Here is a 13,638-nt window from a genome sequence, read left to right as displayed (position 1 = left end):
ACAAACAACTTTGATAAAAAACAAAACTTTTGGCAAAAAGGCTCGTATTTTGTAAAATTGTAAATTATTTTCGGGGCAAAGGTAAAGTTTTTATGTGGGGAGACGATTATTGACCACCATTTATTTTATGTAATTTGTATTATTTCCCGAACATGAACCCGGTTAACCAAACAAAATAATCTGCCTTAGATCAGCAAGTGACAACCTAGTAAGAATGAATAAATCAATACAAAAAGGTCTGCGCATCTTCCTCTTTTTGTCGATGGGAATCATAATTCTTTGGTGGCTTTACAAGGATCAAAATCCCTATGAGCTGCTGGAAATCATGAAAAACGATGTGGGATACGGGTGGATTGTTCTCTCCCTCATTATGGGGCTATTGAGTCACATTAGTCGCACAATCCGCTGGCAAATGCTTATTGAGCCTGTTGAAAAGCGCCCGGGAGCTGTCAATACCTTTCTGGCCGTAATGATCGGCTATCTGGCCAACCTTGCCATCCCACGAATGGGCGAAATATCCAGGTGCGGTGTTCTCAGCAAATATGAAAAACTTTCATTCACCCGCCTGGTGGGAACCGTCGTTACGGAACGAGTTTTAGATCTGATCATGCTTTTGCTTGCTTTGGGATTGATGATTGTTCTTCAATACAACGTTTTTGCTGATTTCGTCAATAACAAAATGGATTTATCAGGATTAGCTAAATTCTTTTCCTCGTGGTGGTTTGCCCTGATTATTCTATTTGCCGGGGGAGCCATTCTGGTTTTCAGGCAAAATATTCTTAACAGCCAGATGTACTTCAGGTTGAAAGACCTGTGGCTGAAATTCAAGGAAGGCCTTTTCTCTTACAGAAACGTTAGGAACAAACCGCTCTTTTTCCTTCACACCCTTTTGATTTTTGTCCTTTACTTCCTGATGATTTACGTGTGTTTCTTTGGATTCCCTTTCACCAGAGAGCTGGGGCCCGGAGCTGGGCTGGCAGTCTTTGTTTTAGGAAGTTTCGGAATGGTGGCACCGGTGCAAGGGGGAATTGGGCCCTATCATTTCATGGTAATTTCCACCCTGCTCTTTTTTGGCGTGCAAGCACCTCAGGCAGCTGCTTTTGCTTTGCTGGTTCACGGTTCTCTAAATGGAATGATTATGATTACCGGATTGCTTTCGCTCGTAGCAATACCTTTGATCAATAAAAAGGAGTAAGACGATGCGCAGAGCACAGATAAACATCAATCGAATACTAATGCTGATATCAGCAGTGGCGCTGGTATGGGTAGGTTACAAATTATGGTCTTTTGCAGAGTGGGGAGCTTTCCTTGACTATTTAAAAACCAATCAACAACAACTTCCTGCCCTTTTAATGCTTCAGTTTTCGCTGATGGGCCTGAACTTAGCTCTGGAAACCCGTAAATGGCAAATTCTGGCACGCCCCGTCAGGTTCATCTCATTCAGGGAGGCATTTGTTCAGGTACTCAAAGGTATTCAACTGGGAATGGTTACCCCTGCCCGCACAGGAGATCCGATCGGAAAATCTGTTTTCTATCCTTCGGGGGAAAAAAGCAAAATCATCGTTTTGTCCCTTATCGGAAGTATCATCCAGAATTTTGTCATCCTTTTTGCTGCCATTTGGGCACTGCTCTGGACAACACACTCTGCAGGCGACTATCTGACTTTACTTGTAAATTCCACTGCCTCATCGTCCTTATTATTGCCATTAACAGTCATCTCCGGATTAATATTAGCACTATGGCTGATTCTTAAACGAATGAGGTATTTCACGGTTTTTCTATCCCTGGTAAAAACCAGGCTCGACATGATTAAGCAAACCAAAAAGAGCGCTATTCTTCATGTATTGCTGCTGACCACGATCCGATATTCTGTTTTCTCGTTTCAATTTCTCATTTTGTTACATTTTTTCGGACTAAATGATATTCGCAACGGACTTTATGCAATTTTTATTTTTTACGGTGCCTTATCGTTTATCCCATCAGCAGGTGCCGGCGATTTGAGCATACGGGCTACCCTGGCCATAATGATATTTGGCAGCACGGCTGTTGCAGAACCGGGAATTGTGATGTCTTCTCTGGTTTTATGGTTTTTTAATCTTGCTTTGCCAGCACTGATGCCATCTGTAATTCTGGCAGCCACTTCGTTCCATCCCAAACTGCAAAAATTCTTCCTGCGAATTTGAGTTTCCAGCGTGTCAGAAACCCGATTTTAGTGAGTACCCTCTATTGTCAAAACAATTTTCTATATTTGTTTACTATTCAAATTGCGCGATATTAATTTAACATATCTCACACGAAATTCAGTACAAGCGAATCGGAATGCAGAAATTAAAATTCAATGGACAAAACAAAAATTAAACTTAACATACTGGGTCTATCGTACTCTCAAACACAATCGGGAGCTTACGCTTTGGTTTTGGCGGAAGAGGAGGGTGAACGCAGAATTCCTATAATTATCGGAGCTGTTGAAGCGCAATCTATCGCCATAAAACTTGAAGGGCTTGAACCTCCCCGACCGCTTACACACGATTTATTTTTAAATTTTGCCCGTGCCTTCAAAGTGGATATACTGGAAATTATTATCTATAAGCTCGAAGAAGGCATTTTCTATTCCGAACTGGTGTGTCTTTACAATGATGAAGTAGTGCGGATAGATTCCAGAACTTCGGATGCAGTGTCGCTGGCACTAAGATTCAACTGTCCCATTTTTACTTATGAAGAAATCATGCAAAAGGCGGGAATTGTATTAGATTTTGGGGACCAGGATGAAATGAATCCGACACAGGAAAAAGAGAAAAAACCTTCCTCTCCTAAAACAGCCAATCCCCTTAGAGAGAAGTCGATTGAAGAACTAAACCACCTTTTGGATGAGGCCATCGATCATGAGAATTATGAAAAAGCCTCCGAAATACGCGACGAAATACAACGTCGGGAAAAATAGATTTAATTCTTTTAAACAAAATCCGCAGGCCTTACCCGGCCTGTTTAAGTAAACCAAAAACACTGTTCCACCTGTCTCAATCAACTCACTTTTATTTCCGGGCCATTCGTTGACAATACAGGTCATACCAAACCATTCAACAAAAATACCCCAAACAAAATGAAGCGAACTATTCTGAGGATTCTGCCGGTCGTCTTTTTACTCTTTGCCTCTCCCGTTATGCTACACGCCACCAACAACCCGGTGGTTGCTCAGGGAGGAGGATTTAGCCTTGAGAGCCTTTTAAGAGGTATGTTGGGAATGGCCCTTATTATGTTTCTGGCCTGGCTATTCAGCACCAATCGCAAAGCCATTTCGTGGCGTGTTGTCGGCACAGGACTCATCATTCAGCTGATATTGGCTCTTGCCATTTTGTATATTCCTTTTGTGCAGTCGATTTTTGATGTTTTAGGAAAAATATTTGTGAAGATTCTCGGTTTCTCGGATGCCGGTGCAAAATTCCTTTTCAAAAGTCTGGTCAGCGGAGAAATAGAACAACCATTACTCAATTTTGCCATTACCATTCTGCCCACCATCATATTTTTCTCGGGCCTTACAAGCATATTGTTCTATTTTGGCATCATACAAAAGGTCGTTTACTGGCTTGCCAAAGGCATGACCAAATTGCTTAAAATCTCCGGGGCAGAGAGTCTCTCGGTGGCAGGGAATATTTTTCTGGGCCAGACCGAGTCTCCACTCATGATAAAAGCATACCTGGAAAAGATGAACCGTTCCGAAATCATGCTGGTCATGTCGGGAGGTATGGCAACCCTGGCAGGTGGAGTGCTGGCCGTTTACATTAAAGTACTGGGAGGCGGCGATCCCCTACAGGAACTAATTTATGCCAAACACTTGCTGGCTGCATCTATCATGGCTGCTCCAGGGGTCATTATCATCTCAAAAATGCTGGTACCCCAGACCGAAAAAATCAGCAAAGAGGTAGAAGTTCCCAAAGAGAAAATAGGAAAAAACGTATTGGATGCAATTTCCAATGGCACGACAGAAGGCATCAAACTGGCTGTAAATGTAGCCGGTATGTTACTGGTCTTTATTGCCCTTATCGCCATGATGAATTTTATTCTTCTGAAAGTAGGCGACTGGACTACTCTCAATACAATGATTGCCTCTGCCACCGACGGGCAGTACAACGGATTGTCGCTTGAGTTCCTACTGGGATACATTTTTGCCCCGCTGATGTGGGTTTTAGGAGTGGGCAGTCAGGACATCGACCTGGTAGGCCGGGTGCTTGGCGAAAAGCTCATCATGACTGAATTTATTGGTTATGTGAGTCTGGGCGAATTGAAAGATGCAGGAGCCTTTATGCATGAAAAATCAGTAATCATGGCTACATACGTACTGTGCGGGTTTGCCAATTTTGCATCTATCGGCATTCAGATTGGAGGCATCGGGGCACTGGCTCCGGGTAAGCGAGTCATGCTCTCCCAACTGGGCATACGTGCTTTGCTGGCCGGAACACTGGCGTCTCTGCTCTCGGCCACAGTTGTTGGAATGATTCTGGGATAAGTTCGTTCCCGGATTTTGAACCACATAAGAAACATTAGGCAACGAGAAGGAATTAAACCAGATATAGTCCACAAGAACAGACTGTTATCTAACAATAGTCCATTAGAAATGCCTAAACGCAAAGGCGCAAGGTTTTTATTATCAAAGTGTTGAATAACAATTCCGCCTGCCTATAAATAACTTGTAATCTGATACTTGCATGAACACAACAGAATATCGTAATAAAATATTGTGATATTAAAAAAAGCCGGCCGGTCTCATTTTGATGAAACCGGCAGACTCTATTTGGAAAAAATCCTAATGCCTCAAACAGTGTGTTCAGCAAGACTGTGAAATTATAAGTCTTTGACTTTGCACGACTAAATAATAGCATCCAGTTTAGATGCAAGCGCAGCCTTCGGCACAGCACCCACCTGTTTGTCAACCACTTCCCCACCTTTAAAGAACAAAATGGTAGGAATATTTCTGATTCCAAATTTCACGGAAGTATCCGGATTTGAATCCACATCCATTTTGGCCAGCACGGCCTTGTCCTTGTATTCTTCGGCCAAATCAGCCACAATAGGAGCCACCATACGGCAGGGTCCACACCACTCTGCCCAAAAATCAACCAAAACCGGCTTGTCAGATTTCAATACCATTTCCTCAAAATTGGCATCTGTTACTTCAACAGTCATAACTTATTTTTTTAATTATATCAATAAAATAAACTCACTCAAAAAGGGAAATCCCCTGTCAGAAAGCAATAATTAAATAACACACTTTTATTGCTCTTGTTCAAAGATAAAACTTTTTTAGAAATGGCGCTGCAGGGAAGTCCCAGCCAGACAATCTTCTTCAGACCTCCCAGCTCCGGGACAAACTATCCCAGCTTAATTTGCAGTTCGGGATGCTCATCAAAGAATTGCAACACATCTTTCTGTGACAGATCTATTCGTGCCGAACGCGACAACATCTGAATGCGGTAGTTCTCATTAGCAGGATCAAACACATTAAAACGAAGAGAAACGTGCCCCTTGTTCTCGAGCATGACATTGGCCAACTCATTTACCAGATCGTCAGTAATCTTATCCAATGCAATATTCAGGGACAAACTCTGCACATGAGTATCCAACACTTCGTTGAGAAATGAAATGGAATTAATTTTCGCTTCCAACTCTTCGGGCCGGTATTTTTTGGGCTGCACCTTCCCCTTTATCAACAAAAAGATACTGCCATCCTCGGGAACATTGTGATATTTGCTAAAATCGGTATAATCCCTGCCAAACAGCGGGAATTCGTGTGAGCCGGAATAATCCTCAATGGTAATAATGGCAAAAGGGTTCTCTTTCATCCGGGTAACTCCGCGCCGAACTCCCGTAACCATACCCCCTACAATAAAATTCTTCCCATTAACAAAGGAAAGATCATCCAGTTCGCCGAGCGACATATTACAATAATGCTTCAACTCGAGTTTGAATCGATCCAGAGGATGAGCCGACAAATAAATGCCAATTAGCTCTTTTTCGCGGCTCAGTTTTTCAATACTTGTGAATTCAGGGACGTTAGGCGGCGTGGGTTTCTTCACGGCACCCGTCATGTCTGCAGCGCCAAATAATGACACCTGACTGCTTGCCTTATCTATCTGATAACGGTTTCCATAGCGAAGAAGCCGCTCAATAAACGTACCGTCTTCCCCATCGGAAATAGCAAAATACTGGGCACGGTTAAAGTCATCCAGATTATCAAATGCCCCGGAGGATGCCAGTCCCTCAAGGTTCTTTTTACTGACTGTCTGCAGATTAACCCTTTCCACGAAATCAAAAATACCTTTAAAAGGTCCTCCCTCTTCACGTTTTCGAATGACCTCTTCCACGGCTCCTGCACCTACCCCTTTGATACCGGCCATTCCAAAACGGATAGCTCCCTGCAGATTTACCGTGAACTTGCGGAAACTTTCATTCACATCAGGTCCAAGTACCTCCAGGCCCATTCGCCGGCACTCATCCATAAAGGTGGTGATCTTGGTAATGTCGCTGAGGTTCCGGCTCAATACTCCCGACATAAACTCAGCAGGATAATGGGCTTTCAGGTATCCGGTTTGATAGGCTACATAGGCGTAGCATACGGAGTGTGACTTATTAAATGCATAACTGGCAAAAGCCTCCCAGTCCTTCCAAATTTTTTCAATCAGTTCTTCAGGCTTTTTATTTACCTGTTTACACCCTTCCACAAATTCTTCGTTCTTCAGGCAGCCATCGCGGAACTTATCCTTAAGCTTGGCCATCATGTCGGCCAGTTTCTTACCCATCGCTTTCCGCAGAGAATCCGATTCTCCACGGGTAAAACCACCCAATGCACGCGACAAAAGCATCACCTGCTCCTGAAACACGGTAATGCCGTAAGTATCTTTCAAAAAAGACTCCATCATCGGATGATCGTAATTGATTTCCTTACGACCATGTTTCCGATCAATATAATCGGGGATGTATTCCATGGGGCCCGGTCGATACAAGGCGTTCATTGCCACCAAATCCTCAAACCGGTTGGGTTCCAATGCCCGCAGGTGTTTTTTCATCCCGGGCGATTCAAACTGAAAGATAGCTGTAGTATCTCCCCGTGCAAACAACTCAAAAGTCTCTTTATCGTCAGGAGGCAATGTTTCAACATCTACCTCAATCCCTTTCGAGAGTCTTATATTGTCGAGCGTTTCCTTAATAATCGAAAGCGTTTTAAGCCCCAGGAAGTCCATCTTCAACAAACCGATGGCCTCCACATAACGCCCATCGTACTGGGTCGTCATCAGGTTCTCTTCCTTGGTGGGAATCAACGGTATATGCTGCTCCAGAGGATCCCTGCCAATAAGCACCCCGCAGGCATGTACCCCGGTTTGACGCACAGAACCCTCCAACCTACAGGCCAGCTCCAGAGTTTTCAGGACTTTTTCCTCCCCATGGGTGCGAGCTTCCTTAATGCGATCGGCAAATATTTTATAAACCTCAAGTTTCCCCTCTAGTTTGCCATTTCCGCTATTCCGGGCGGCTCTCAAATCAATATCAATTTTAGCAATAGCTCCATCGATACTTCCGGTCTCTCTCTCACGATCCAGTACTTGCTGATAAGCATTTGCAAGCTTGGTTCCGGGTCGTTCGGGAATCAATTTTGCCAGTTTATCGGTATCAGGAAGTGGTAGTTTTAACACACGCCCCACATCGCGGATGGCCAACCGGGCTGCCATTGTCCCAAAAGTACAAATATGTGCGACCTTGTCCCGGCCATATTTTTCGGTCACCCAGTCAAGCACCAGCTGACGTCCGTCGTCGTCAAAGTCGATATCCACATCGGGCATGGAAATACGATCCGGATTGAGAAATCGTTCAAACAGAAGGTCGTGTTTAATTGGGTCAATATTGGTAATTCCCACGCAGTAAGAAACAGCAGCACCAGCTGCCGAACCCCGGCCGGGCCCAACAAGCACTTTCATCTCACGGGCAGCATTAATAAAATCCTGAACAATAAGGAAGTAACCCGGAAACCCCATCGTTTTGATGGTATTCAGTTCAAAATCAAGACGCTCTTTTACATTATCAGGAATTGGGTCTCCATAACGCATAGGATCTTTTGCCCCTTCAAAGGCAAGATAAGTCAAATAATCAGATTCCAGTTTTACACGGACCAGGTGTTCATAATCACCCCCTAGCGCATCGTAACGGTCTCCAAATTCTTCTCTAAGTTTCTCCTCCGGAAATTGTTCTTTGTAACCTTCGAAAGTTCCAAAATCGGACGGAATGGCAAAAAATGGCATAATGGGAGCAGAATTCAACTCGTACATCTCCACTTTATCAGCAATTTCCATAGTATTTTGCAAGGCTTCCGGAACATCTTTAAACAGTTCGTTCATTTCGGCAGTCGTCTTAAACCACTCTTGCCGGGTATAGCGCATCCGGTTTTCGTCGTCAAAATCTTTACCTGTATTCAGACAAATCAACAAATCATGAGCCTCTGCATCTATGGCATTGGTGAAATGGACATCGTTGGCAGCAATCACTTTAACATTCATCTCTTTGGAAAACTCCAACAGTTTCTCATTCACCAACACCTGATTGTCATAAACGTCATGTCGTGCTTTCAGATCTTCTGCGGGATGACGCTGCAACTCCAGATAATAATCGTCGCCAAAGACCCGCTTAAACCAGAGAATACTTTCCTTAGCTCCCTCAAAATCTCCGGCCATGATTTTCTGAGGTACTTCTCCCCCTATGCAGGCGGAAGTGACAATTAACCCTTCACTGTATTGTTCTAAAAGGTTTTTGTCAACCCGGGGTTTATAATAAAAGCCTTCTATATTAGCTACAGAGATTATTTTTAATAAATTACGGTACCCGGCCCGGTTCTTCGCAAGCAGAATCAGGTGATCCCCACGCCCATCGAGCTTACTATCGCTCTTATCATAAATGGTACGTGCGGCAACATATGTTTCACACCCCAAAATTGGCTTGACATTATTCTTTTTGCAGGTGTCAAAAAACTCCTTTATGCCAAACATGGTTCCATGGTCGGTTAACGCCAGGGCTTTCATTCCGTCACTTTTTGCCTTGGTGACCAGATCGTTTACGCTGGCCGCTCCATCAAGGATAGAGTATTGAGAGTGAACGTGTAAGTGTGTGAAAGGTATCAAATCCATAATGCTTTTCAGAACTGTTTCAATGAACCTACAAAATTATTTAAATTCATCAGTAAAAAAATAAATCGACTCATTGGTTGATGAAATTCATAAAACAATGGATGAGCCAGGTCATATAATAATTCTCACTTTTAATAATAGTCCCTAAAATTTTTCCAAAACCTCTGAATCAGCTTTTTATGCCTAAAATCTGTTATGTATTAAAACGCAAATTATCAGCACAATACGAATTATCTTAATTCTTATATCTAAAAATGTAACGGGCTATTGTTCTAAATTATTCGTTTTAAAAATTACTCGACCACTTTCCCCCTATAGTCCTATAGCAAATGGGGGGGTCACTGCGAGTGAACTTAAGCAATCTAAATCATAACTTCTCAGTTTCCCAGAACAATAGTGAAAATACATACCCTCTTGAACCAAACTCATGGATTAATTGTAACAAAAAAGAAAGTAAACGGTTCTGGTAAACGAATGAGGAAGACAACCACTACGGACAAATCAATGCCCTTGAGAAAACTCATTTAAGCCAAAGAAAGTAAGCTTCTTAAAATAAACTTGAAGGAGGTTTCGTAAATAGATAAAAAGCCCTTATATTTGCAGTCGCAAAAAAAAGTAGGTTGTTTAATTGTAATTTAAAAGAAACATGCCCGTAAAAATCAGATTAGCGAGACACGGACGCAAAAGGTATGCTTACTACCACATAGTGGTAGCAGATAGCAGGGCGCCACGAGATGGTAAATACATCGAGCGGATTGGATCATACAATCCCAACACAAATCCTGCTACGATCGAACTCGATTTCGATAAAGCCTTAACATGGCTTGGCAAAGGCGCCCAACCTACTGACACAACCCGTGCAATCCTGAGTTACCAAGGAGTGCTCATGAAAAAACACTTGCTCGAAGGTGTTAAAAAAGGTGCTTTTGATGAAGCCGAAGCTGAACGTCGATTCCAGAAATGGATGGAAGACAAGGAAGCAAAAATTCAGGCTAAGAAAGACCTGCTTTCTTCTGAATCAGAAAAAGAACGGAAAGCCCGTCTCGAGCAGGAAGCCAAAGTCAATGCCGAAAGAGCAGAGAAATTGGCTAAGAAAAACGCCGAATTGGCTGCCGAAGCTGAAGCTGAAACAAAAGAAGAAGCTGCTGACACTGAAGAGGCTGCTGAAGAAGCCCAGGAAGAAGCTCCTGCTGAAGAAACTAAAGTGGAAGAACCAAAGGCCGAAGAAGCTGAGAAAACTAAAGCTGAAGAGACTAAGGTGGAAGAAACTAAAGTTGAAGAGCCGAAATCTGAGGAAACTAAAACTGAAGCCTCTGACGAAGAGACTAAAAAAGAAGAGTAGTTCTTCGGGAATTTCTCAACACACAAATAAAAGCTGCCCCAACGGGGTGGCTTTTTTTGTTTGCCCCCCCAGACAGTAAAAAGGATTAAACCATATCAGAACCTTAAGGTTAGAAGAAGGAATTGAAAAAAACAAGGCATAAAAAGAACCACATCCAGAATATGGGTTAAGCCTGCATTATTCACAAATAATCTATTCCGATGTCCAACTATCTGCAAAAAACAACCGTCCTCAATAAAATTTAATATCTCACACATCAGGCATAAATCTCACACATTCTGTAAAAGAAAAAAAAGCTATTTAAAATTTCTGCAATCCATTACCGCCTGTATTCGGAAATCCACACACGCAAGGCTCTAATTTCGACTCACCTTCTTGGAAAGGTTTGAGGGGGTCCCTATTTAAAAAATTCGACACTGCAAATGTCTTACATTGAATGAACCCAGATATCGGTTTTTAAGATGCCTCTGAGCAACAAAATCTTTAGAAACCCCATTTTATATTTTTTTAAACAAAAATAACAGCTGTCCACTAACCTCACTCAACCCCCCTGAAATCAATAAAGAAATAAATCTCTATTTCTCCGGAATGGTTTTAAATATGCTATAAAACAGGTTCCAAAGCGGTGGTATAAAAGGAAAAGTGAACTAAAAAGACTACTTTTGCACCGATTTTCAGGAATGAATCAAAACATCATTATATAAAATTATTTCGACATGCAGTATAAAACAGTAACCGCCGAAGAGGCAGTTAAAGTAATTAAATCAGGAGACCGCATTCACATGAGTAGTGTGGCAGTAACTCCCCACGCCCTTATAAAGGCAATGGTTGAGCGCGGCAAAAAAGGTGAATTTAAAGATGTTAAAATCCAGCACATACACACAGAGGGCCCTGCTCCCTATGCAGACCCGGCGCTGGAAGGAATTTTCCAACTGGAATCATTCTTTGTTGGCGGAAATGTCAGAAAAGTGACTCAGTCCGGCTATGCCGATTACATTCCTGTATTTCTAAGCGAAACCCAGAAGCTCATCCGCGAAGGCTACCTCAAAGTAAATATAGCAATGGTTCAGGTCTCAACCCCTGACCGTCACGGATATGTTTCTCTTGGTACTTCTGTGGATGCAACTTTGGCTGCGATTGAGTGTGCCGACATCGTAATTGCCCAAATCAACAAGTACGTACCACGTACCTGGGGCGATGCCCAGATCAACATGCGCGACATTGACTATTTTGTTGAGTATGACGAGCCTCTTTTCATCCACAACAACGCACCCCTTTCTGAAATTGAGCGTGCAATTGGTCACAATGTTGCCGAACTGGTAGAAGATGGTGCCTGCTTGCAAATGGGTATTGGTGGTATTCCAAATGCGGTATTGGCAGAATTGGGTAACCATAAGGATTTAGGTGTTCATACCGAGATGTTCTCCGACGGAATTCTTCCCCTGGTGGAAAAAGGAGTGGTAAACGGAAAGAAAAAGCAACTGGACAAGGGGCTGATGGTAGCCTCCTTCCTCATGGGATCTCAGGATCTTTACGACTTCGTGAATGACAACCCTCAGGTAGCCATGATGGACGTGCAACACACCAATAGTGTGAATGTAATTCGTAAGCAGAAAAAAGTTACAGCCATCAACTCTGCTTTGTCAGTTGACATCACCGGTCAGGTATGCGCCGATTCAATCGGAACCACCCACTATTCAGGTGTTGGCGGTCAGATCGACTTCATCCGTGGTGCCGGCTATTCAGAAGGGGGAAAGCCTATCATTGCCATGCCCTCTGTTACCGGAAAAGGAGTTTCCAAAATTGCTCCTGTCCTCTTGGAAGGTTCTGGCGTGGTCACCACCCGTGCCAACATGCACTGGCTGGTAACTGAGCATGGAGCGGTAAACCTTTATGGCAAGACGCTTCAGGAACGTGCCCGTCTCATCATTTCAGTGGCACACCCCGATCATCGTGAAATGCTAGAAAGAGCAGCCTTTGATCGCTTTGGACCGCACTTCCATTTCGTTTCAAAGTAAACAACGAATTGATAATACAAAAAAAGCCGGCTGCACAATGTGCAACCGGCTTTTTTTGTTAGTAACTATATAAGATTGGTCAATCCTCCTATTCAAAAATTTGATTCCCTGATGTGCTGGAACCGGTTACAGTAATATTACCACCTGATATCTCCAGCCTTTCATCAGCTGTTGAATTACCGGCTTTCAAACGCCCGGAACCTGATTTCAACCGGAAACTCAATGTTTCAATTTCATTCAGCACATCGATCTCCACATCTCCTGAGACAGAACGAAACCGGCTGTCTCCGGTAAACATCACACCAGTTCCCCGCAGGCCTCCACTGACAGTGGAAGCATTCAACACGCCGGTTATATCAGATAAAATCACATCTCCCGAAACCGTTTCACAATTCAGCTCTCCCTTCATGATCTTGACCTGAATTTTTCCGGAAGTTGTTTTCACAAAGGCCCCTTGCATCAAGTTCTCTGCTATTAAATCGCCTGATGTGGAACGAACAGAGGTTGCTCCCTCCACCATTTTAGCTGAAACATTTCCGGAGGTACTCTTGCCCGAAAAATCACCCTTCACATTGGCTACACGAATATCCCCACTCACAGAATGAGCTTCCAGATTGCCTCCCATCACCAAGGCATCAATATCGCCGGAAACTGAGCGTAAAACACAGTTTTCCCCGGCACCGGAAACACTGATATCTCCTGAAACGCCCGAAAGCTTCATATTGTCACTTCCTATCTTTTCCACATCCACATTACCCGACACATTCTCAACGGTCAAAAGCACATCATCGGGAACCTCAAAAGACAAGAAGCCTTTAGCCATACCCCTCATAATTTTGGGATACTCCACCCATACTTTCAATAAATCCCCGTCTTGTGTGGTTTCGATGGAATAGTCCTCAACACCACGGGTTACTCTGATTTCACCAAGAAGGTGTACTTCAGCAGAGTTGCCCGGCTTAACGGAAACATCACAAAAAACACCTTTTACCTGAATACTGCGCACACCCTCAAAGCGAAGGTCTGCCTGATCTGCCAACTCCTGTGAACCGGCAACCTGACAACCGGTAAGAAGAACGAACATCAATGATAGAGAAAGAAAAAGCTTCAT

At 43.3% G+C, this 13,638-nt stretch carries 9 protein-coding genes; 6 read left to right on the top strand and 3 right to left on the bottom strand.

What is annotated here, in order from left to right; translation table 11 throughout:
* Positions 1–214: 214 nt before the first annotated feature.
* The 4 genes from QZZ43_RS10770 to QZZ43_RS10755 all read left to right on the top strand — a co-directional run bounded on the left by QZZ43_RS10770 (position 215) and on the right by QZZ43_RS10755 (position 4,504).
* Positions 215–1,195 carry a lysylphosphatidylglycerol synthase transmembrane domain-containing protein gene (locus QZZ43_RS10770; RefSeq protein WP_291858913.1) on the top strand — a complete coding sequence of 327 codons (981 nt, stop codon included), beginning with the start codon at positions 215–217 and terminating at the stop codon, positions 1,193–1,195.
* A gap of 4 nt (positions 1,196–1,199) precedes the next feature.
* Positions 1,200–2,183, top strand: a complete 984-nt coding sequence (locus QZZ43_RS10765) for a hypothetical protein (RefSeq protein ID WP_291858911.1) — start codon at positions 1,200–1,202, stop codon at positions 2,181–2,183.
* A gap of 155 nt (positions 2,184–2,338) precedes the next feature.
* Positions 2,339–2,941, top strand: coding sequence for a bifunctional nuclease family protein (locus QZZ43_RS10760; protein WP_291858909.1), 603 nt, complete (start codon positions 2,339–2,341; stop codon positions 2,939–2,941).
* A gap of 159 nt (positions 2,942–3,100) precedes the next feature.
* Positions 3,101–4,504 (top strand): nucleoside transporter C-terminal domain-containing protein, encoded by a 1,404-nt coding sequence (locus tag QZZ43_RS10755; protein WP_291858906.1) that lies wholly within the window; start codon positions 3,101–3,103, stop codon positions 4,502–4,504.
* A gap of 359 nt (positions 4,505–4,863) precedes the next feature.
* Here QZZ43_RS10755 and trxA read toward each other — a convergent pair whose 3' ends face one another.
* Together trxA and dnaE are read right to left on the bottom strand one after the other, a co-directional pair.
* Positions 4,864–5,181, bottom strand: coding sequence for a thioredoxin (trxA, locus tag QZZ43_RS10750; protein ID WP_291858904.1), 318 nt, complete (start codon positions 5,179–5,181; stop codon positions 4,864–4,866).
* A 185-nt stretch (positions 5,182–5,366) separates the two neighbouring features.
* Positions 5,367–9,167 (bottom strand): DNA polymerase III subunit alpha, encoded by a 3,801-nt coding sequence (dnaE, locus tag QZZ43_RS10745; protein ID WP_291858902.1) that lies wholly within the window; start codon positions 9,165–9,167, stop codon positions 5,367–5,369.
* Between the two features lie 646 nt (positions 9,168–9,813).
* Between dnaE and QZZ43_RS10740 the strand changes: the two genes are divergently transcribed.
* Both QZZ43_RS10740 and QZZ43_RS10735 read left to right on the top strand, forming a co-directional pair.
* The gene (locus tag QZZ43_RS10740) at positions 9,814–10,509 is read left to right on the top strand and encodes a 30S ribosomal protein S16 (RefSeq protein WP_291858900.1); all 696 of its coding nucleotides are present in this window, start codon (positions 9,814–9,816) and stop codon (positions 10,507–10,509) included.
* A gap of 716 nt (positions 10,510–11,225) precedes the next feature.
* Positions 11,226–12,527, top strand: coding sequence for an acetyl-CoA hydrolase/transferase C-terminal domain-containing protein (locus QZZ43_RS10735; protein WP_291858899.1), 1,302 nt, complete (start codon positions 11,226–11,228; stop codon positions 12,525–12,527).
* 88 nt (positions 12,528–12,615) lie between these two features.
* Here QZZ43_RS10735 and QZZ43_RS10730 read toward each other — a convergent pair whose 3' ends face one another.
* Entirely contained in the window at positions 12,616–13,638 is a 1,023-nt protein-coding gene (locus QZZ43_RS10730; RefSeq protein ID WP_291858896.1) for a DUF4097 family beta strand repeat-containing protein, read from the bottom strand.

This window comes from Marinilabilia sp., from assembly GCF_016278715.1.
GTDB lineage: Bacteria > Bacteroidota > Bacteroidia > Bacteroidales > Marinilabiliaceae > Marinilabilia.
Note: the sequence above shows the minus strand (reverse complement) of the source record. Positions and strands in the feature narration are given on the sequence as shown.

Coding starts and splice junctions, on each gene's coding strand:
- QZZ43_RS10770 (WP_291858913.1), top strand. CDS start 215: ATGAATAAATCAATACAAAAAGGTCTGCGCATCTTCCTCTTTTTGTCG.
- QZZ43_RS10765 (WP_291858911.1), top strand. CDS start 1,200: ATGCGCAGAGCACAGATAAACATCAATCGAATACTAATGCTGATATCA.
- QZZ43_RS10760 (WP_291858909.1), top strand. CDS start 2,339: ATGGACAAAACAAAAATTAAACTTAACATACTGGGTCTATCGTACTCT.
- QZZ43_RS10755 (WP_291858906.1), top strand. CDS start 3,101: ATGAAGCGAACTATTCTGAGGATTCTGCCGGTCGTCTTTTTACTCTTT.
- trxA (WP_291858904.1), bottom strand. CDS start 5,181: ATGACTGTTGAAGTAACAGATGCCAATTTTGAGGAAATGGTATTGAAA.
- dnaE (WP_291858902.1), bottom strand. CDS start 9,167: ATGGATTTGATACCTTTCACACACTTACACGTTCACTCTCAATACTCT.
- QZZ43_RS10740 (WP_291858900.1), top strand. CDS start 9,814: ATGCCCGTAAAAATCAGATTAGCGAGACACGGACGCAAAAGGTATGCT.
- QZZ43_RS10735 (WP_291858899.1), top strand. CDS start 11,226: ATGCAGTATAAAACAGTAACCGCCGAAGAGGCAGTTAAAGTAATTAAA.
- QZZ43_RS10730 (WP_291858896.1), bottom strand. CDS start 13,638: ATGAAGCTTTTTCTTTCTCTATCATTGATGTTCGTTCTTCTTACCGGT.